This window comes from Pseudomonas sp. NPDC088368, assembly GCF_044753445.1.
Lineage (GTDB): Bacteria > Pseudomonadota > Gammaproteobacteria > Pseudomonadales > Pseudomonadaceae > Aquipseudomonas > Aquipseudomonas bambusae.
In genome coordinates this window covers 1-19,595 of sequence record NZ_JBIVNG010000020.1, presented here as the reverse complement: position 1 = coordinate 19,595, position 19,595 = coordinate 1, and the positions used below count along the sequence as shown (strand labels likewise).

Below are 19,595 nucleotides of genomic sequence, written 5' to 3'. Positions count from 1 at the left end.
TTACCAGATCGTATCGGAGCGCGCTACTCCCGGTTGTCGAGCATGGCCCGGCAACGCGCCCGTGAACTATGACCACGGCCAAAGCGCCCGGTTTTATATTATTTTGCAGTGCCATCAGTCTAGCCCCTCCTGCGACATCATTCGTTTTTGCGGATCACCGGCATCAATCGTGCGCCGAACGATAAATCTGTAGCGGCGAAAGCGGTTGGGTAGAATCGGCCGATCGTTTCCGACACTGCTATTAAAGGAAGACTCATGCCTCAGCCTTACAGTGCGCGCAGTCGCGCCATCGAACCTTTTCATGTCATGGCGCTGCTGGCCCGTGCCAATGAATTGCAGGCGGCGGGGCACGACGTCATCCACCTGGAAATCGGCGAGCCGGATTTCACCACCGCTGAGCCCATCATCAAGGCCGGTCAAGCAGCGTTGGCAGCCGGAAAAACCCGCTACACCGCCGCTCGCGGCTTGCCGGAACTGCGCGAGGCGATCTCGGGTTTCTACCAACAGCGCTACGGTCTGAGCATTGATCCGGGGCGGATTCTGATCACGCCGGGAGGCTCCGGTGCGTTGCTGTTGGCGACGGGTCTGTTGGTCGATCCCGGCAAACACTGGCTGCTCGCCGACCCAGGTTATCCGTGCAATCGGCACTTCCTGAGACTGGTGGAAGGTGCCGCGCAACTGGTGCCGGTTGGACCCGACGTACGTTACCAGTTGACCCCCGATCTGATCGCTCAACACTGGAATCAGGACAGCGTTGGCGCCTTGGTCGCGTCGCCCGCTAACCCGACCGGCACGCTGTTGCATCGGGACGAACTGGCGGCGCTGTCGGCTTCGCTCAAGGCCCACGACGGTCATTTGGTGGTGGACGAGATTTATCACGGCCTAACCTACGGCACCGACGCGGCCAGCGTGCTCGAAGTGGATAACGATGCGTTCGTGCTGAATAGTTTTTCAAAGTATTTCGGCATGACCGGTTGGCGCCTCGGCTGGCTGGTTGCACCCGAGGCGGCGGTCGGTGATCTGGAGAAGCTGGCGCAGAACCTTTACATCAGCGCGCCGAGCATGGCGCAAAGTGCGGCGCTTGCCTGCTTCGAGCCGCAAACCCTGGAAATCCTCGAACAGCGTCGCGCCGAGTTCGGCAAACGCCGGGATTTTTTGCTGCCCGCGCTGCGTGAGCTGGGCTTCAATATCGCCGTCGAGCCGGAGGGCGCCTTCTATTTGTATGCGGACATCAGCGCTTTCGGCGGTGATGCGTTCGCATTCTGCCGACATTTTCTTGAAACCGAGCACGTTGCCTTCACGCCAGGCCTGGACTTCGGTCGTCATCAGGCGGGGCATCACGTGCGTTTCGCTTACACCCAAAGCCTGCCGCGCTTACAAGAAGCGGTTGAGCGTATCGGTCGTGGGCTGCGGAGCTGGCAAAGCTGATGCGCTTTTCTCCCGAACTCGAAGAAGGACGCCTGCTGCAGCGCTACAAGCGGTTTCTGGCCGACATCGAAACGGCCAGCGGTGAGCGCCTGACCATCCATTGCCCCAACACCGGCTCGATGTTCAATTGCATGATGCCGGGTGGGCGCGTCTGGTTCAGCCGCTCCACCGACCCGAAACGCAAGCTGCCCGGCACGTGGGAAATCAGCGAAACGCCGCAAGGCCGATTCGCTTGTGTCAATACTGGCCGCGCCAACAAGCTGGTCGAAGAGGCGCTGCTGGCGGGTGTGATCACCGAGCTGAACGGCTTCACGGCGCTCAAGCGGGAAGTGCCGTATGGGCAGGAAAACAGCCGCGTCGATTTTCGCCTCGACTACCCGGCAGGCCCGCTGTTTCTGGAAGTGAAGAGCGTCACCCTGGGTTTCGACGACAGTGCTGTCGCCGCCTTTCCCGATGCCGTTACTCAGCGCGGCGCGAAACATTTGCGTGAATTGGCAGCGTTGGCGCGGGAGGGCGTGCGCGCGGTGCTGCTGTATTGCGTCAATTTGACGGGCATCGAGGCCGTTCGACCTGCGGAAGAAATCGACGCTGCCTACGCCGAAGCGCTCAGAGATGCCGTCGCCGCAGGTGTCGAAGTACTGGCGTATGGCGTGCAGCTGACACCTGAAGAGGTGCGGGTTGATCGGCGGCTTGAGATTCACCTGACCCAAAAGCGTCCGGTCAGTCCTGAATGGGCAGATTGATCCAGACTCCCTGAGCATCTTCGCGAGTTTCAACGGTGCTCAGGAATTTGCCCTCGCAGGGACCCGCGATGCATTCGCCGCTTTCGATCAGAAACAGCGCGCCGTGCGTTGCGCATTGAATCAGGCTGGCGCTGGCGTCGAGGAACTGATCGGGGTGCCATTCCAGCGGCACATTCCGATGGGGGCAGCGGTTCTGGTAGGTGTAGACCTGCCCCGCGCGTCGCACCGCCAGCAACCGAACGCCATCAACGTCGAAACCCCGGCTCATGCCTTCACGAAGATCGGTTTTTTCACACAGGTATTTCAGCGGAGTCTCCTTGCTGCTTGACGGGTAAATGCAAATAATTATCAAATTGCCCGGCTGTTGTAAGCGGCTCAGTTTGACAGCTCCGCCATTGACGCGTCGATCCAACTGATCGCCTTTCCAGCGGATTCAGCTGACGCGCTTCTTCTATATAAAGGACTCCTCCCCCATGCGTTTTCTCGCCAAGCTGGCTGGCATCCTGATCGGGCTCTCATTCACTCACGTGGTATCGGCAGACACGCAGCGCTGGGTCAGCGCGGGCGGCGCGCTGACCGAGTGGGTCGTGGCGCTGGGGGGTGAGGCGAACCTGGTGGGCATCGACAGTACCAGTCAGCACCCGCCGTCCATCAAATCGCTGCCGAGTATTGGCTACCAACGACAGTTGTCGTCTGAAGGCATCCTCAGTCTGCGTCCGAATGTTCTGGTGGGAACGGAAGAAATGGGGCCGCCTCCCGTGCTGGATCAATTGCGTGCAGCGGGAGTGAAGGTCGAGGTGTTTTCCGCCGGTGCTGACGTGAGTGCGCTTCAAAGCAACCTGCGAAAGCTGGGGGTCTTGCTCGACAAACAGGTGCAGGCGAATGAACTGAGCGAGCAGTATGCAAAGCGTCTGGACGTCCAGCAAAACTGGGTGGCTCGGGCGCAGCAGCATCAACCTGTGCCAGGCGTGTTGCTGTTGGTCAGCCATGCGGGCGCCGCGCCGATGGTGGCGGGAACGGGGACGGTCGGGGACTGGCTGATCAAACAGGCAGGCGGTCGGAATCTGGCGACCCATGCGGGCTACAAGGTTTTTTCTGCAGAAGCGATGGCTGGACTCAGCCCTGACGTGTTGGTGTTCACAGACCGCGCGCAAAACGGCGCGTCGTCTCGGGAGGCGCTGCTTCGGGAAAACCCGCTGTTAGGCGCTACCCGTGCCGTTCAGCAGAATCGCCTGATTGAAGTGGACCCGACGTTGCTGGTGGGCGGTCTGGGGCCACGCCTTCCCGAGGCAATGCAGACCCTCGGCAAAGCGTTTTACACCACGGATACCGACCTCAAGGCCAAGGTCTCGCCCGCTCAATGAGGGTCATTCTGCAACCCCGCGCGTTGTTCGTCGCCCTGAGCGTCGTCTGTGTGGTAGCGATATGGCTGTCTCTCTCGCTCGGGCCGATCAGCCTGCCACTCATGGACACCCTGCGTGCCGGGTTACGCCTGTTGGGCTTTCCCGTGGAGGGCGAGAATCTGCAACAGGCCGAACTGATCCTCGGTCAGATTCGCGTGCCCCGGACCTTGCTGGGCCTGGCAGTGGGGGCGGTGCTGGCACTGTCAGGCGTGGCCATGCAGGGCCTGTTTCGCAACCCACTGGCCGACCCCGGTTTGGTCGGCGTGTCCAGCGGTGCCGCGTTGGGAGCAGCGGTCGCGATCGTCGCGGGTGCGTCACTGGGCGGTTTACCGGAAGCACTCGCCCCTTATCTGTTGTCGATCTGTGCCTTCGCAGGTGGACTTATCGTGACAGGTATCGTCTATCGCCTCGGTCGTCGGGACGGTCAGACCAGCGTCGGCGTCATGCTGCTGGCAGGTGTGGCAATGACCGCGCTGGCCGGCTCGATCATCGGTCTGTTCACCTATCTGGCAGATGACGCGGCATTGCGCACTCTGACGTTCTGGAACCTGGGCACGCTCAACGGTGCAAGTTACGCGAGGCTATGGCCGTTGCTGCTGGTCTGTGGGCTCGTCATCGCCTGGCTGCCGCGCCGGGCAAAAGCCTTGAATGCGCTGCTGCTCGGGGAGTCGGAAGCCCGTCATTTGGGGATCGAGGTCGAACGGCTGAAGCGCGAGCTCATCCTCTGCATCGCGCTAGGGGTGGGCGCCGCCGTCGCTGCAGCTGGCCTCATTGGTTTCGTCGGGTTGATCGTGCCGCATCTGGTGCGGCTGATCGCGGGGCCTGATCATCGGGTCGTACTGCCCGCGTCGGCGCTCGCAGGGGCAAGTCTCTTGTTGCTCGCCGACGTGTTTGCCCGTCTGGTGCTGGCACCGGCTGAATTGCCGATTGGTATCGTGACCGTTTTCATCGGGGCACCGTTCTTTCTGTTTCTGCTGGTGAGAGGGCGCGCCTGATGATGAGAGCCGAAAATATCAGCGTGCATCGCGATGGAAAATGCGTGTTGGCCGATGTTGATTTGACGATCAAGCCCGGCGAAATGCTAGGCGTACTGGGACCCAACGGTGCAGGGAAAAGCACATTGCTCAGCGCACTGTGCGGCGAGCTGAAAACGACGCAGGGGCAACTGTGGCTCGATGATCAGCCATTGTCGTACTGGACGGGACAGCAGCGCGCTCGGCGTCTGGCGGTATTGCCGCAAAGTTCGACGCTGAGCTTTGCGTTCAGTGTTCGGGATGTGGTGGCCATGGGCCGATTGCCTCATGACACCGGCCGGCAACGGGATGCCGAAATTGTTCGGGGTTCTCTCGAAGCCGCCGACGCCTTGCACCTGATGGATCGCAGTTACCTTGCCCTGTCCGGAGGTGAACGTCAGCGGGTGCATTTATCTCGGGTGCTGGCGCAGTTATGGCCCGGAGAGGGAGGGCAAACGTTGTTGCTGGATGAGCCGACCTCAATGCTCGACCCGTTGCATCAGCACACCACGTTGCAGGCCGTGCGCGGATTCGCGGATCGCGGTGGCGCGGTGATGGTGATCCTGCATGACCTCAACCTGGCTGCACGTTATTGCGACAGATTGTTAATGCTCGAATCAGGTCGCCCTTTTGCTCTGGGCACTCCGGACGAGGTGCTGGTGCCGGACGCATTGAGGGCAGTGTTTGGCCTTGAGGTCTTGGTGCAACGGCACCCCGAACGTGGGCACCCACTGATCATCGCTCGATGACGTGTAGCCTTACGATCCCACTTCTTTTGAAGGCAATTTCCTTAAGATATTTCTGATAGTCGCGTAGGTCCGCTCTCTGGCACGCGCATGGCCGTTCACGCGGCCTTCGACTGGATTATCGTCGCTACCTGGAGTTCGCAGGTTGTCGAGGAGTGCGTGATGGATCGGGTGTATGAGAGTGACGAAGCCGTTGCTCAGAAAGCGATAGGCCTGCTGGAACTGACGTCGTTGAATATCGATGACACGACGGAACGCATCGTCGCGTTGTGTGAACGGGCGCTGACGCCTGTAGGGAATGTTGCCGCTGTCTCCGTGCTGCCTCGATTTGCCGGGCTGGCACGACGGACGCTCGACAGCCTGCTGGCGCGGGAAGTCAAAGTCGTGGCAGCGGTCAACTTCCCGAATGGCGGCGCTTCGGTCAGTGCTGTCGAGTCGGAAACACATTCAGCCATGCTCACCGGCGCCGACGAGATCGATCTGGTGTACCCCTTCCACGCCCAATTGAGTGGTGACAAAACGGTCGGGGCCGAGATGATCGCTGCGTGCAGGGCCAAGTGTGGGCAACGTGGATTGCTGACGATTACGTTGGAGACCGGCGTTTTGCGTGATCCGCAAATCATCCATCAGGTGTGTCGCACGGCTATTCGAGAGGGGGCGTCATTCCTTAAGACGAGCACCGGCAAGCAGGCAGCGGGCACCACGTCGCAAGCCGCCCGGATACTCATCGAAGCCATTGCCGAGATGGGCGCACAGGTGGGATTCAAGGCGTCCGGAAATGTTCGTACGCTTGAAGAGGCTCGGACATATCTGGATGTCGTTCAACGGAAGTTTGGCCCGTTCTGGGCTGAGCCCACACGAGTTCGGCTGAGTGGCGCAAGCCTGCTGGATGATCTTTTGGCGTACCTGGGGGTCCGGTCTTGAAAGGCTGGGCAACACGAGTCGTCGGCCACGAACGGCCCAAACGGATGGCAAAAAAAGACCCGGCAAAAAGCCGGGTCAAAAACCGTGATTAGCCTGATGAGGAGATAATCTGAGAGTCCGAACCAAGGAGCCTTTCAGGTTACCAGCCAGTCTCGCGACCGGATGTGATAATCATAGTGATTCTCATTTGTAAGTCAACAGGCAATCTCAAACAATTTTCAGGTTTGGCAATCTGCGTTCTTCGGATTGGGGCAGAGTCTGCTCAGTTCTCCATCCAGCCGGGCTTTGTCTGCTTGGGTGAGATCACGCCAATCCAGGTCGTTCAGTGCGCCTGCAATGTAGTACAGCAGGGCTTTGGACGTTCGAAAGTCGCGGGCTTTGACAGCTCTGTAGGCGAGGATGGGGCCGAGTCGGCGAAGGTCGGCAGCGTTGTGAATGCCCGCGGCGTGTAGCCATTGGGCGGAGGTTTTGCCCAGATTTTTCATCTGTAGCAGCTCGTCTTCCATGATGCCTCCTGCGGGTGTCGCTCCGTGTGTACAGCTCCCTTTGGGTACCTCCTGGTCTTGTAAAAACTGCAGATGCAAGACATGGAATGAGTGTAGATCCACTCAGCGCGTTGCTCGAATCGGGCGAGCGAAATTCGCGGTTCAGCCGCCGAACGGTAGCGTGAGGTGACAGTGCGCCAGCGCGGGCCCGGCATGTCTGTGCATGCAGGGCAGGGACAGGTGAGTCGTTTGAAGCGTGCCGAATGTGTCAGCGAGTGCGATACCGCAGGCGAGTACCAAAGTTGACAGACATCAGTATCTCGTCAGCGCTCAATTCGGCGGGGAAATAAGCGCCTGAGATTTGTGCGTGGGCAATGCTGGCGCCTTCCAGCGACGCAGTGCGGAAATCGACACCGCGCAAATCTGCGGAACGGAAGTAGGCGTCGCTGAAGTCGATTTCCTCGGCGTTGAGTTCACGCAAATCCAGCCCACGGAAATCACCGCCCGCGAGGTCGATAGGACCGCCTTTCGGGCGTTGAAGGTTAAAGGCATTGACATCATCTTTCCGCAGAAGCGCGAAAAGCGGCGAGTCGAGCTGCTTGGGCTGGTTCATGTTGGCGTCACCTTGTTGGAATTCTGACGCCATTATAATGCCACTATCATCGAGCCGTGAAGTGACAGACTTCACGATTCGATGACTGGTGGCTCGGCGGCTTACAAGCCCGGCAGGTATTGGCGGATGTCATCCACCAACTTATCCAGATCACCACTCAGGTTGGTTTCGACGTGGCGACTACGAAGCGTTTCGTCGGCGGTCAATGGCTCACGATTCGCCAACTGAGCCTCAATGATTTCCATCGTTGCGTCGGAAGGGTCGCTGTTCTGTGCCTGACGTTGCGCGAGCCAGCCCTGAATGACGGCTTTCGGTGCGGCGCAGTCGAGGATCAGGAACGGCGCGCCGGTGGCTTCGGCCACTTTTGCGGTTGCCTGGCGTTGGTCGAGTTTGAGGAACGTGGCATCGATCACTACCGGGAAGCCTGCATGCAGGACGACCGCAGCCAGTTCGTTCAAACGCTGGTAGGTCTTTCTGCTGACATCTGCCGAATACAGATCCTGGCTGTCGCCGAAGAGGCGTTTGCGCTCCACGTCCGAACGCAGGCGAACGGCGCCGAGCGCTTCGACCAGGCGCATCGCCACGTGGCTTTTGCCGACGGCCGAAACGCCGTGAGTGATGGCCAGGAAGTTCGACGGGATCGCGCTGTAGCTTTCCGCCAGATTGGCGTAGTTGCGGTACTGGCGCAGGGTAGTGGCGCGCTGCACATGATCGGCATCCGCAGACAGGCTGAACAGAGCCACTTTCGCCCGAACGAGTGCGCGGTATGCCTTGTAGAAATTAAGCAGCTCCAGACCTTCGTAATCGCCGGTGTGTTCGAGGTACTGGCTGATGAGGCGACGTGACAGGCTTTTCAGACCTCGATCTTCCAGGTCCATGGCGAGGAAACCGATGTCGGCATATACGTCGGTCATGCGGAACGGTTCGTTGAATTCGATGCAGTCGAAGATCACGACCTTGCCGTCGATCAACGTGATGTTGCCGAGGTGAATGTCGCCATGGCATTCGCGGATGAAACCGTCGGTCTTGCGGCGGCCCATCAACGGCTTCAGACGCTCGTAGCTGGCATTCGCCCAGGCTTCCAGTGCATTCAATTGAATGAGGTCAGCTTTCTCGGTGAGAAACGGCAGGATCTGTTCGAAGTTCTGAGTGACGGGGGCCATCGCATATTCAGGCGACCCCAGCGGGTTTTCCGACAGCACACGGGGGGTGCTCATGTGGAACTCGGCGATCTGGCGAGCGATGTCGTCAATGTGTGCCGTCGTCAGTTCGCCCTTGGCCTGCAGGGTGCTGAGCAGGCCATCCTGCGGGAATTGGCGGATCTTCAAGGCGAATTCGATAGCTTCACCTTCGCCGCCCAATTGCGGCGCGTCGGCGGTCCCGGTGATGGGTAACACGTCCAGATACAAATCATTGGTCAGGCGTTGATTGAGCTTCAGCTCCTGTTGGCAGAAGTGTTCGCGCGCCGACAGAGTGGTGAAATCGAGGAAACCGAAATTCATCGGTTTCTTGATCTTGTAAACGTAGGGGCCAGTGAGCAGCACCCAGGAAATATGCGTCTCGATGACCTGAAATTGCTCCACAGGGTGGGGGAACAGGGCAGGATTTTGAAGCGCGGCAATCAGTGTCTGGCTCACGGACGATCCTTGAAAGATGATAAGTCGAAAATGATGTGACTAAAGGTGGCCATTATGGCCGCTCGGCGCATTGCTGCAAACCGCCGCGAGGGTGGTCTGCCGGTGGCTTTGAAAGTGCGTATAATCCGCCGCCATGACTCGATCCCGCGCTTCGAAAAAATCCCCCAAACCCACCAACAGCCGCTTGCGCAGCCTGTTGGGCTGGGCTCTGAAACTCAGTCTTGTCGGGCTGGTGGTGCTTGCCTGCTTCGCTGTTTATCTCGATTCCATCGTTCAGGAAAAATTCTCCGGCAAGCGCTGGACGATCCCGGCCAAGGTTTACGCCCGTCCGCTGGAGCTGTTCGTCGGCCAGAAATTGTCTCGCGACGATTTCCTGATCGAGCTTGATGCCTTGGGCTACCGGCGCGAAAGCGTCGCCAATGGTCCGGGCGCTGCGTCGGTCAATGGCAATAACGTCGATCTGAATACCCGTGGTTTTCAGTTTTATGAAGGTGCGGACCCTGCACAGCAGATTCACGTGCGATTCTATGGCGATTATGTCGCCGACCTGACCGCTGCCAACGGCTCCAAGCTGGCCGTGGCACGGCTCGAGCCACTGTTGATCGGCGGCCTGTACCCGAAAAACCTCGAAGACCGGATCTTGATCAAGCTCGATCAGGCGCCGCCTTATCTGCTCGATACCTTGGTGACGGTGGAAGACCGGGATTTCTACCACCACTTCGGTGTGTCGCCCAAGTCCATCGCCCGCGCGTTCTGGGTCAATGCCTCGGCAGGACAGATGCGCCAGGGTGGCTCGACGCTGACGCAACAGTTGGTCAAGAACTTCTACCTGACCAACGAACGCAGCATCACCCGCAAGCTGACCGAAGCGATGATGGCGATCCTGTTGGAGATCCATTACAGCAAGCAGGAAATTCTCGAGGCGTACCTCAACGAAGTCTTCGTCGGTCAGGATGGCCAGCGCGCGGTGCACGGTTTCGGCCTCGCCAGTCAGTATTTCTTCAGCCAGCCGCTGTCGGAGCTGAAGCTGCATCAGGTCGCGTTGCTGGTAGGGTTAGTCAAAGGTCCTTCCTATTACAACCCGCGCCGCAACCCGGATCGTGCGCTGGAGCGCCGTAATCTGGTGCTCGACCTGCTTGAGCAGCAGGGTGTCGCGTCTGCCGAAGCCGTCGCTGCTGCGAAGAAAATGCCACTGGGTGTGACCAAAAACGGCTCGCTGGCCGACAGCTCGTTCCCGGACTTCCTCGATCTGGTCAAACGCCAGTTGCGTCAGGACTACCGTGACGAAGACTTGACCGAAGAAGGCCTGCGCATTTTCACCAGTTTCGACCCGATTCTGCAGATGAAGTCCGAGGCCGCCGTTCGCGAGAGCTTCGCCAGGATTTCGGGCCGCAAGGGCGCGGACGACATGGAAACGGCGATGGTCGTGACCAACCCGGAAACGGGCGAAGTGCAAGCGCTGATCGGCAGTCGTCAGGCCGGGTTCGCGGGTTTCAACCGCGCACTGGACGCCGTTCGCCCGATTGGCTCGCTGGTCAAACCAGCGATTTACCTGACCGCGCTCGAACGTCCGCAGCAATACACACTGACCAGTTGGGTGCCTGACGAGCCGTTTCAGGTCAAGGGTGCAGACGGCCAGATATGGAAGCCGCAGAACTTCGACCATAAGGCTCACGGCAACATTTTCCTGTATCAGGGGTTGGCGCATTCCTACAACCTGTCCAGCGCCAAGCTGGGTCTGGACCTGGGCGTGCCGAATGTCTTCAAGACCCTGACCAAATTGGGTGTCACCCGCGACTGGCCGGCGTTCCCGTCGATGTTGCTAGGGGCGGGCGCCTTGAGTCCAATCGAAGTGGCGACGATGTACCAGACCATCGCCAGCGGAGGGTTCAATACGCCGTTGCGCGGCATCCGCAGTGTCCTGACAGCCGAGGGCGAGCCGCTCAAGCGTTATCCGTTTCAGATCCAGCAGCGTTTCGATCCCGGCTCCATTTATCTGCTGCAAAATGCCATGCAGCGCGTGATGCGCGAAGGCACGGGCAAGTCGGTGTACAACGTGTTGCCGAGTACGCTGAACCTGGCGGGCAAGTCAGGGACGACCAACGATTCCCGTGACAGCTGGTTCGCCGGTTTCAGTCAGGATCTGCTGGCGATTGTCTGGATGGGCCGCGATGACAACGGCAAGACGCCATTCACCGGTGCTACCGGTGCATTGCAGATATGGACCAGTTTCATGAAAAAGGCCGACCCGCTCCCGCTGGACATGGCCATGCCGGACAACGTGGTACAGGCGTGGGTCAACGCATCTACTGGCCAAGGCACCGATGCCAGCTGCCCGGGTGCCGTGCAGATGCCGTATATTCGTGGCAGTGAGCCGCAACCAGGCCCAACGTGCGGCGGGCCGACAGCGCCTGCCGAATCGGTGATGGACTGGGTCAAAGGCTGGTTGAACTAAGCGAAGAGGATGTGAAGTGAACAAGTGGTGGATTCCGGCTTTAACGGCTCTGGCTTTGCTCAATGGTTGCGCGACTCAAACGCGCGGCAATATCCCGGTGGTGGACTCGGGTTCCCGTGTGTCCAACAGCGAGCGAGTCTCAGCCAATCGCAATGCGGCGTATCGCGCTCCAGTGCAGGCCCCGACGCAAACGCAGTCGATCCAAGAGGATTCCGGCGTGACGGTGATGGTGCCGGGCGGTGCCAACGCCAGCGCCGCGCCGATTTCGACGTTTGTCCCGCCAACGTCGGCGCCGATCAATTCGGCACCGATCGACACGTCTCCCGTCAATCAGGCGCCCATCAACACCGCGCCGGTTAACAACACCTACACCGCGCCGGCTGCAACCAGTAACACCTACAACATGCCGTCGTCCGCGCCCACCGGCATTCCGTCGGCGTCCAGCGGTGGCTTGTCAGCGGATGAGCAACTGGACGGCCCGGTTCTCGCGCTGCTGACCACCGCTCAGCAACAGCAAAGCAGCGGTGACCTGAACGGCGCGTCGTCGAGTCTGGAGCGCGCTCAGCGCGTTGCCCCTCGCGAACCGCAAGTGCTTTACAAATTGGCGCAGGTTCGTCTGGCCCAGGGGGACGCGCCTCAGGCGGAACAGCTGGCTCGCCGTGGCCTGACCTATGCGAATGGTCGTGCGAGTTTGCAGGCCAGTCTTTGGGGATTGATCGCTCAAGCACGTGAGAAGCAAGGCGACGCAGCGGGTGCCGCGCTGGCCCGGCAGAAGGCCAATGGATAAACGCTTCCCGAAGATCGCCGATCAGTTGTTGCTGATCGAGCGCGAATTGCGTGTGCTGGGATGGTGGAAAGAAATGCCGCCCAGCGACGAGGCGTTATCGAGCCGCGAGCCGTTCTGTGTCGATACACTGGATTTCGATCAGTGGCTGCAATGGATTTTCCTGCCGCGAATGAAGGTCATTCTGGAGCAGGACCTCGCACTGCCAAACGCTTCGGGCATTCTGGAGATGGCGCAGATGGTTTACGCCAGCCGTGCTCAGGAAGCGCGAAACCTGCAAGCGCTGCTGGCGCAATTCGACCGACTGATCACCGAGTCGGTCTGACGCTCAATTACACGTGTCGTCGATGGATTTCTTGACCTCGGCGATACGTGCCTGGCGCTCTTCTTCAGTGAAGCGCCTGAACTCACCGTTCACTTCCTCACGCACCCGCGGGTTGTTCTGCAACTGAGCCAGGTTGGTGCGCTGTGTCTCGCAGTATTCCTTGCGCTTGGCTTCCTGAGCCGCGATTTGTTTCTTGACCTTCGCGTCGACCGTTTGCTGTTCTTGCGAGGGCTGGTTGCCAACGGGGGACGGGGGTGGTGGCGTCACGGCTTTTTGCGTTTCGAGTTCCTGGGCGGATTGCCCGACCGGAGGCTGCGCATCAAAGTGCGTCACGCCCTGTGCGTCGACCCATTTATAGATCTGGGCGGCCTGACTGGCGGTCGAACCGGCTGCCAGCGTCAGTGTGGCGGCAAGAATCATCCAGCGCATACTGCTTCCTTAGAACTTCGTTTGCTGTACGGGTGAAACCTACCACAAGCCGACCGCAACGACCTCATTCGGTGCTTTTTCATAGGCTGTGAGTGAAGAAAGCGCATCGATGACTTGACTTGAGAGGGACGAATCAGAACAATCCAAAGTTCGCTGTAGAGGGACTGCCAGAAGCAGACCGTCTCGGTAGATCATGAGGCGCACACCCGCGTCGACCTGTTACACCCGCAACGCGTTACCTCGCGCTGGGTGGGATGACCCCGAAACACTTAGGGGAGCTCCCAATACTTGCTCAGTCAGTGCTGACGTAGTCGGCGACCACCGTCGCTCATGCTCTGCTGGCAGTAAACCTATTAAGACCCGTCTTCTCCTGTGTGGACGGTATTCTGGCGTTTTAGAGGTGAACAACGTGGAGCTTTTATCTGGCGCTGAAATGGTCGTCCGCTTTTTGCGTGACGAAGGCGTTGAGCATATCTATGGGTACCCCGGCGGTGCCCTCCTGCATATTTACGACGCGCTGTTCAAAGAACCGGCCGTGAGCCATATCCTCGTTCGTCACGAACAGGCTGCCACTCACATGGCCGACGGTTATGCACGTGCGACCGGCAAAGCTGGCGTTGTATTGGTGACCTCGGGTCCGGGTGCGACCAACGCCATCACCGGTATCGCGACCGCCTACATGGACTCCATCCCGATGGTCGTCCTGTCGGGCCAGGTCCCGAGCACCATGGTCGGCACCGACGCGTTCCAGGAAACCGACATGATCGGTATCTCCCGGCCGATCGTGAAGCACAGCTTCATGATCAAGCACCCGTCCGAAATCCCGGAAGTCCTGAAAAAGGCTTTCTACCTCGCGCAGTCCGGTCGTCCTGGTCCTGTCGTGGTCGATATCCCGAAAGACATGACCAACCCGGCCGAGAAGTTCGAATACGTTTTCCCGAAAAAAGCCAAGCTGCGTTCCTACAGCCCGGCGGTTCGCGGGCACTCGGGTCAGATTCGCAAGGCCGTGGAAATGCTCCTCGCGGGCAAGCGTCCGATCATCTACGCCGGTGGCGGTGTGGTCATGGGTAACGGTTCTGCGCCGCTGACCGAGCTGGCGCAACTGCTGAACGCGCCTGTGACCAACACGCTGATGGGCCTCGGTTCGTACCCGGGCACGGACCGTCAGTTCGTCGGCATGCTCGGCATGCACGGCAGCTACACCGCCAACCTGGCGATGCACCACTCTGATGTGATCCTGGCCGTCGGTGCACGCTTCGATGACCGTGTCATTAACGGCGCTTCGCGTTTCTGCCCGGGCGCCAAGATCATCCACATCGACATCGATCCGGCGTCGATCTCCAAGACCATCAAGGCCGACGTGCCAATCGTTGGACCTGTGGAGAGCGTGCTGACCGAAATGGTCGCGACCCTCAAGGAAATCGGCGAGACCCCTAACAAGGAATCGGTGGCGACCTGGTGGAAGCAGATCGATGAGTGGCGTGCCGGCGGCGACCTGTTCCCGTACAACCGCGGCGATGGAAGCCTGATCAAGCCGCAGACCGTGATCGAAACCCTGTGCGAAGTCACCAAAGGGGACGCTTACGTGTCCTCTGACGTGGGTCAGCACCAGATGTTCGCGGCGCAGTATTACCGCTTCAACAAGCCTAACCGTTGGATCAACTCCGGTGGTCTGGGCACCATGGGCTTCGGTCTTCCGGCCGCCATGGGCGTTGCGCTGAGCTTCCCGGATGCGCACGTTGCCTGCGTCACGGGCGAAGGCAGCATCCAGATGAACATCCAGGAGCTGTCGACCTGCCTGCAGTACAACCTGCCGGTCAAGATCATCCTGCTTAACAACGGCGTGCTCGGCATGGTCCGTCAGTGGCAGGACATGAGCTACAGCGGCCGTCACTCGCACTCCTACATGGAGTCGCTGCCTGACTTCGTGAAGCTGGTCGAAGCCTACGGTCATGTCGGCATGAAGATCACCGATCTCAAAGACTTGAAGCCGAAGATGGAAGAAGCGTTCGCCATGAAGGATCGTCTGGTGTTCCTCGACATCCAGGTCGACGTTGCCGAGCACGTCTATCCGATGCAAATCAGAGACGGCTCGATGCGCGACATGTGGCTGAGCAAGACGGAGCGTACCTAATATGCGGCACATCATTTCGCTATTGCTGGAAAACGAACCGGGTGCCTTGTCTCGCGTCGTTGGCCTGTTTTCGCAGCGCAACTACAACATCGAAAGCCTGACCGTGGCGCCAACCGAAGACCCGACCCTGTCGCGTCTGACGCTGACCACCGTCGGCCATGATGAGGTGATCGAGCAGATCACCAAAAACCTCAACAAGCTGGTTGAAGTGGTCAAACTGGTCGATCTGTCGGAAAGTGCTCACATCGAGCGCGAACTGATGCTGATCAAGGTCAAGGCCACTGGCGCCCAGCGCGCCGAGATCAAGCGCACCACGGACATTTTCCGTGGCCAGATCGTTGATGTTTCCAGCAGTGTCTACACCGTGCAGCTGACAGGGACGAGCGACAAACTGGATAGCTTTATTCAGGCCATTGGCACCACCGCCATCCTGGAAACCGTACGCAGCGGCGTCACGGGCATTGCCCGCGGCGACAAAGTGCTGAGCATCTAACCTACATACATTTAGCGAATGGCCTGAACAGCCAAGATAACAGGGGAATTTCATGAAAGTTTATTACGACAAAGACTGCGACCTTTCGATCATCCAGGGCAAAAAAGTGGCCATCATCGGTTACGGTTCTCAAGGCCACGCTCAAGCGTGCAACCTGAAAGACTCCGGCGTTGACGTCACCGTTGGCCTGCGTAAAGGTTCGGCTACTGTCGCCAAGGCTGAGGCGCACGGCCTGAAAGTGACTGACGTTGCTTCCGCCGTCGCTGCTGCCGACCTGGTCATGATCCTGACCCCGGACGAGTTCCAGTCCTCGCTGTACAAGAACGAAATCGAGCCGAACATCAAGAAGGGCGCCACCCTGGCCTTCTCCCACGGTTTCGCGATTCACTACAACCAGGTCGTGCCACGCGCTGACCTGGACGTGATCATGATCGCGCCAAAAGCGCCAGGTCACACCGTTCGTACCGAATTCGTCAAGGGCGGCGGTATCCCTGACCTGATCGCTATCTACCAGGACGCTTCGGGCAACGCCAAGAACGTTGCGCTGTCCTACGCCTCGGGCGTTGGCGGTGGCCGTACCGGTATCATCGAAACCACATTCAAAGACGAAACCGAAACTGACCTGTTCGGCGAACAAGCCGTACTGTGCGGCGGTACCGTTGAGCTGGTCAAAGCCGGTTTCGAAACGCTGGTCGAAGCGGGCTACGCGCCAGAAATGGCTTACTTCGAGTGCCTGCACGAACTGAAACTGATCGTTGACCTCATGTACGAAGGCGGTATCGCCAACATGAACTACTCGATCTCCAACAACGCCGAGTACGGCGAGTACGTGACCGGCCCTGAAGTCATCAACGCCGAATCCCGTCAGGCTATGCGCAACGCTCTGAAGCGCATCCAGGACGGCGAATACGCGAAGATGTTCATCGCTGAAGGCGCGAGCAACTACCCATCGATGACTGCCAAGCGCCGTAACAACAAGGCCCACGGCATCGAAATCATCGGCGAGCAACTGCGTTCGATGATGCCTTGGATCGCCAAGAACAAAATCGTTGACCAGACCAAGAACTAAGTTTCTGTAGTCTGATTACGGTTTACGAAAAGCGCGGCCTTCGGGTCGCGCTTTTTCGTTATGGGGGCTCATCTGGTATAAAGCTGCATCGTTTGCTGGCGCAACGGCGCCACGAACACCTGTCGAAAATTCATAGCTGCAAGGTATTGTCCATGAGCGAACGTCCCGAAGAGCCGAATCAGGCCTCTGACGCCGAAAGCCTGCTACCGATCGATGAGCACATAGAAGAAGGGCACGATGCCGAAGGGCGCAAAGTCCGCCATCGTGGGATTTATCTGTTGCCCAACCTCTTCACCACCGCCAACCTGTTTGCCGGCTTCTACGCCATCATCAGTGCCATGAGTGCGCAAAGCGCGATGAGCGCAGGCGATGCGGCCGGGGCGAGCAAGTATTTCGCGTTTTCAGCCATCGCCATCTTCGTCGCTATGGTGCTCGACGGCCTTGATGGGCGCGTCGCGCGGATGACCAACACCCAGAGCGCATTTGGCGCTGAGTACGATTCCCTCTCAGACATGGTCGCTTTTGGCGTTGCCCCTGCGTTGTTGGCGTTCGGCTGGGCATTGGGCGACATGGGAAAAGTCGGCTGGATGGTCGCCTTTATCTATGTTGCCGGCGCGGCACTGCGTCTCGCGCGTTTCAACACACAAGTGGGCAAGGCTGACAAACGCTACTTTATTGGCTTGGCCAGTCCGGCTGCGGCGGGCGTCGTGGCCGGGACGGTATGGGCGTTCAGCGACTACGGCATCCAGGGCTCCAAGCTGTCGTTCCTTGTCGCGTTGTTGGTAGCGGCTGCCGGGATGCTTATGGTCAGCAACATCAAATACAACAGCTTCAAGGAGCTGGACCTCAAAGGTCGCGTGCCTTTCGTGGCAATCCTGGCGGTCGTGTTGGTGTTTGCGGTCGTGTTCAGTGATCCGCCACGCATCCTGCTGCTGATTTTCCTCGCCTATGCCGCGTCGGGTCCTGTTCAGTACCTGCTGCGCCTGCGTCGTCATAAATAGCACTATAGATTCATTTCACACCGCACTCCGCAGCCTATAAGGTTGAGCCATTCACCTTGGCTGCGGAGTTACCATGCTTATCAAGACACCTTCCGCGTCCGTCTGCAAAGAGTCGGATGTCACGCCCGAATCGGTCTATCTCTCACGTCGTGCGATGCTCGGCGCCTCACTGGCCGGGCTCGCGATCAGTACGTTGCCGTCATGGGCACAAGCTGCCGACGCCTCACAATACGCCGGGGTTGAGGCTGGAAATGCGCCCCATTGGTACAGTGACAAACTGCCTTCGACAAAATGGCAGGCGATAACGGTTCAGAACGAAGCCATTACGCCGTTCAAGGACGCCACGCATTACAACAATTTCTACGAGTTCGGCACCGACAAGGGGGACCCGGCTCAAAATGCAGGCTCGTTGAAGACCGAACCCTGGACTGTTGTAATCGACGGTGAGGTCGGAAAGCCGGGTCGTTATGCGCTCGAAGATTTCATCAAGCCTTATCAGTTGGAAGAGCGTATCTACCGTTTGCGCTGTGTAGAGGCGTGGTCGATGGTGATTCCGTGGATTGGCTTTCCTATTGCTGATTTGCTCAAGCAGGTCGAACCCTCGGCAAAAGCAAAGTACATCCGGTTCGAAACGCTGCAGGACCCCAAGACCATGCCAGGGCAACGGTCCGGTTTCGCGCTGATCGACTGGCCCTACGTAGAAGGGCTGCGACTGGATGAGGCGATGAATCCTTTGGCGATTCTTGCGGTAGGGATGTATGGCCGCGAACTGCCGAATCAGAATGGGGCGCCGCTACGGCTAGTGGTGCCGTGGAAGTATGGGTTCAAGAGCGTGAAGTCGATCGTGCGCATCAGTCTGGTCAGCGAGCAGCCGAAAACCACTTGGCAAAGCATCGCCGCCGATGAATACGGCTTCTACGCTAACGTCAATCCCACGGTCGATCACCCTCGTTGGACTCAGGCTCGTGAGCGACGACTGCCTAGTGGGTTGTTCAGCCCGAATATCCGGCCCACTGAAATGTTCAACGGTTATGGGGAAGACGTCGCCTCTCTTTATACAGGCATGGATTTGCGGAAGAACTATTGATGCGTTATCTGCTTTGGCGCTTCGCCGTCTTCGTTGCTGTCTGTATTCCTCCGATTTACTGGTTGAACCGGGCTTGGGTTCTGGACTTGGGGCCTGATCCCGGAAAGGCGCTGGTGGATCTTTTTGGTCTGGGCACGTTGGTGCTGCTGCTGATCACGCTGGCGATGACGCCGCTTCAGCGTGTGACCGGTTGGGCGGGGTGGGTGCATGTCCGTCGCCAACTCGGGTTGTGGTGTTTCACCTATGCGTTGTTGCACATGCTGGGGTATGGCTTCTTTATCTTGGGATTCGATTGGGCGCAGCTGAGCGTCGAGCTGGTCAAGCGACCCTACATTATCGTTGGCAGCCTGGCATTTCTGTGCCTGCTGACGCTGGCGATCACCTCTAATCGTTATAGCCAGCGTCGGCTGGGGGCGCGATGGAAGAAGCTGCACCGTTTGGCTTATCTGATTCTCGGGCTTGGATTACTGCACATGCTGTGGATTGTGCGGGCCGATCTCAAAGAGTGGTCGATATATGCGGCTGTAGGGGTATTGCTGTTATTGCTAAGAATCCCCGTGATTGCGAGACGAATCCCGCGTCGCGTCCATAAAAAACCTCCTGTTGTAACAAAAGCTTAAATAAGTGCTTGACGTCCCTCTGGATGTGTCTATAATTCGCCCCACTTCCGGCGCAGTCGGAACCGAAAACTCCTTGAAGATCAACGAGTTACAGGTTCGAGATGACGAGGGAGTGCTTCGGTTCTGGTGTTTGAATCGACAGCGGTGAAAAAGGTGGTTGACAGCAGGTTGTAACGCTGTAGAATTCGCCTCCCGCTGACATGAGA

The 19,595-nt window shown here is 58.8% G+C and carries 20 protein-coding genes; 15 read left to right on the top strand and 5 right to left on the bottom strand.

What is annotated here, in order from left to right; genetic code table 11:
* Positions 1 to 255: 255 nt before the first annotated feature.
* Entirely contained in the window at positions 256 to 1,428 is a 1,173-nt protein-coding gene (locus ACIQAL_RS30505; RefSeq protein WP_401152175.1) for a pyridoxal phosphate-dependent aminotransferase, read from the top strand.
* The gene (gene sfsA / locus ACIQAL_RS30500; protein WP_401152173.1) at positions 1,428 to 2,171 is read left to right on the top strand and encodes a DNA/RNA nuclease SfsA; all 744 of its coding nucleotides are present in this window, start codon (positions 1,428 to 1,430) and stop codon (positions 2,169 to 2,171) included. Before ACIQAL_RS30505 ends, sfsA begins: the two co-directional genes overlap by 1 nt.
* Here the strand turns inward: sfsA and ACIQAL_RS30495 are convergent.
* Positions 2,149 to 2,478 carry a Rieske (2Fe-2S) protein gene (locus ACIQAL_RS30495; protein ID WP_401152243.1) on the bottom strand — a complete coding sequence of 110 codons (330 nt, stop codon included), beginning with the start codon at positions 2,476 to 2,478 and terminating at the stop codon, positions 2,149 to 2,151. The two genes, sfsA and ACIQAL_RS30495, sit on opposite strands and share 23 nt — an antisense overlap.
* Positions 2,479 to 2,644: 166 nt before the next feature.
* On the opposite strand from ACIQAL_RS30495, the gene ACIQAL_RS30490 reads away from it, so the two are divergent.
* The 4 genes from ACIQAL_RS30490 to deoC all read left to right on the top strand — a co-directional run bounded on the left by ACIQAL_RS30490 (position 2,645) and on the right by deoC (position 6,257).
* Positions 2,645 to 3,535: a hemin ABC transporter substrate-binding protein gene (locus ACIQAL_RS30490; RefSeq protein WP_401152170.1), complete on the top strand. Its 891-nt coding sequence runs from the start codon at positions 2,645 to 2,647 to the stop codon at positions 3,533 to 3,535.
* Between the two features lie 50 nt (positions 3,536 to 3,585).
* Positions 3,586 to 4,569 carry a FecCD family ABC transporter permease gene (locus ACIQAL_RS30485; protein ID WP_401152241.1) on the top strand — a complete coding sequence of 328 codons (984 nt, stop codon included), beginning with the start codon at positions 3,586 to 3,588 and terminating at the stop codon, positions 4,567 to 4,569.
* Positions 4,569 to 5,336: a heme ABC transporter ATP-binding protein gene (locus tag ACIQAL_RS30480; protein WP_401152168.1), complete on the top strand. Its 768-nt coding sequence runs from the start codon at positions 4,569 to 4,571 to the stop codon at positions 5,334 to 5,336. The genes ACIQAL_RS30485 and ACIQAL_RS30480 overlap by 1 nt, the downstream gene beginning before the upstream one ends.
* Before the next feature lie 159 nt (positions 5,337 to 5,495).
* Complete coding sequence (gene deoC / locus ACIQAL_RS30475; RefSeq protein WP_401152239.1) at positions 5,496 to 6,257, top strand: deoxyribose-phosphate aldolase; 762 nt, start codon at positions 5,496 to 5,498, stop codon at positions 6,255 to 6,257.
* Positions 6,258 to 6,475: 218 nt separating this feature from the next.
* Here deoC and ACIQAL_RS30470 read toward each other — a convergent pair whose 3' ends face one another.
* The 3 genes from ACIQAL_RS30470 to ACIQAL_RS30460 form a co-directional block, all read right to left on the bottom strand.
* Complete coding sequence (locus ACIQAL_RS30470) at positions 6,476 to 6,763, bottom strand: TfoX/Sxy family protein (RefSeq protein WP_401152165.1); 288 nt, start codon at positions 6,761 to 6,763, stop codon at positions 6,476 to 6,478.
* A 247-nt stretch (positions 6,764 to 7,010) separates the two neighbouring features.
* Complete coding sequence (locus tag ACIQAL_RS30465; protein ID WP_166598273.1) at positions 7,011 to 7,355, bottom strand: pentapeptide repeat-containing protein; 345 nt, start codon at positions 7,353 to 7,355, stop codon at positions 7,011 to 7,013.
* A gap of 101 nt (positions 7,356 to 7,456) precedes the next feature.
* Entirely contained in the window at positions 7,457 to 8,992 is a 1,536-nt protein-coding gene (locus ACIQAL_RS30460; protein ID WP_401152163.1) for an AAA family ATPase, read from the bottom strand.
* Between the two features lie 133 nt (positions 8,993 to 9,125).
* On the opposite strand from ACIQAL_RS30460, the gene mrcB reads away from it, so the two are divergent.
* From mrcB to ACIQAL_RS30445, 3 genes are read left to right on the top strand one after another with little or no spacing between them, the layout of a single operon-like run.
* Entirely contained in the window at positions 9,126 to 11,447 is a 2,322-nt protein-coding gene (gene mrcB / locus ACIQAL_RS30455) for a penicillin-binding protein 1B (protein ID WP_401152160.1), read from the top strand.
* Between the two features lie 16 nt (positions 11,448 to 11,463).
* Complete coding sequence (locus tag ACIQAL_RS30450; RefSeq protein ID WP_401152157.1) at positions 11,464 to 12,234, top strand: tetratricopeptide repeat protein; 771 nt, start codon at positions 11,464 to 11,466, stop codon at positions 12,232 to 12,234.
* Positions 12,227 to 12,556: a YqcC family protein gene (locus tag ACIQAL_RS30445; RefSeq protein ID WP_401152154.1), complete on the top strand. Its 330-nt coding sequence runs from the start codon at positions 12,227 to 12,229 to the stop codon at positions 12,554 to 12,556. The genes ACIQAL_RS30450 and ACIQAL_RS30445 overlap by 8 nt, the downstream gene beginning before the upstream one ends.
* 3 nt (positions 12,557 to 12,559) lie before the next feature.
* Here ACIQAL_RS30445 and ACIQAL_RS30440 read toward each other — a convergent pair whose 3' ends face one another.
* Positions 12,560 to 12,985 carry a DUF4124 domain-containing protein gene (locus ACIQAL_RS30440; protein ID WP_401152152.1) on the bottom strand — a complete coding sequence of 142 codons (426 nt, stop codon included), beginning with the start codon at positions 12,983 to 12,985 and terminating at the stop codon, positions 12,560 to 12,562.
* Positions 12,986 to 13,394: 409 nt separating this feature from the next.
* On the opposite strand from ACIQAL_RS30440, the gene ACIQAL_RS30435 reads away from it, so the two are divergent.
* The 6 genes from ACIQAL_RS30435 to msrQ all read left to right on the top strand — a co-directional run bounded on the left by ACIQAL_RS30435 (position 13,395) and on the right by msrQ (position 19,389).
* On the top strand, positions 13,395 to 15,119 hold the full coding sequence (locus ACIQAL_RS30435; protein WP_166598267.1) for an acetolactate synthase 3 large subunit: 1,725 nt from the start codon (positions 13,395 to 13,397) through the stop codon (positions 15,117 to 15,119).
* 1 nt (position 15,120) lies between these two features.
* Positions 15,121 to 15,612, top strand: coding sequence for an acetolactate synthase small subunit (ilvN, locus tag ACIQAL_RS30430; RefSeq protein ID WP_093469284.1), 492 nt, complete (start codon positions 15,121 to 15,123; stop codon positions 15,610 to 15,612).
* A gap of 52 nt (positions 15,613 to 15,664) precedes the next feature.
* Positions 15,665 to 16,681, top strand: coding sequence for a ketol-acid reductoisomerase (gene ilvC / locus ACIQAL_RS30425; RefSeq protein WP_166598266.1), 1,017 nt, complete (start codon positions 15,665 to 15,667; stop codon positions 16,679 to 16,681).
* A 152-nt stretch (positions 16,682 to 16,833) separates the two neighbouring features.
* Positions 16,834 to 17,682: a CDP-diacylglycerol--serine O-phosphatidyltransferase gene (gene pssA, locus ACIQAL_RS30420; RefSeq protein WP_166598265.1), complete on the top strand. Its 849-nt coding sequence runs from the start codon at positions 16,834 to 16,836 to the stop codon at positions 17,680 to 17,682.
* A 73-nt stretch (positions 17,683 to 17,755) separates the two neighbouring features.
* Complete coding sequence (gene msrP / locus ACIQAL_RS30415) at positions 17,756 to 18,769, top strand: protein-methionine-sulfoxide reductase catalytic subunit MsrP (RefSeq protein ID WP_401152147.1); 1,014 nt, start codon at positions 17,756 to 17,758, stop codon at positions 18,767 to 18,769.
* Positions 18,769 to 19,389 (top strand): protein-methionine-sulfoxide reductase heme-binding subunit MsrQ, encoded by a 621-nt coding sequence (msrQ, locus tag ACIQAL_RS30410; protein ID WP_401152145.1) that lies wholly within the window; start codon positions 18,769 to 18,771, stop codon positions 19,387 to 19,389. Before msrP ends, msrQ begins: the two co-directional genes overlap by 1 nt.
* Positions 19,390 to 19,595 lie beyond the last annotated feature (206 nt).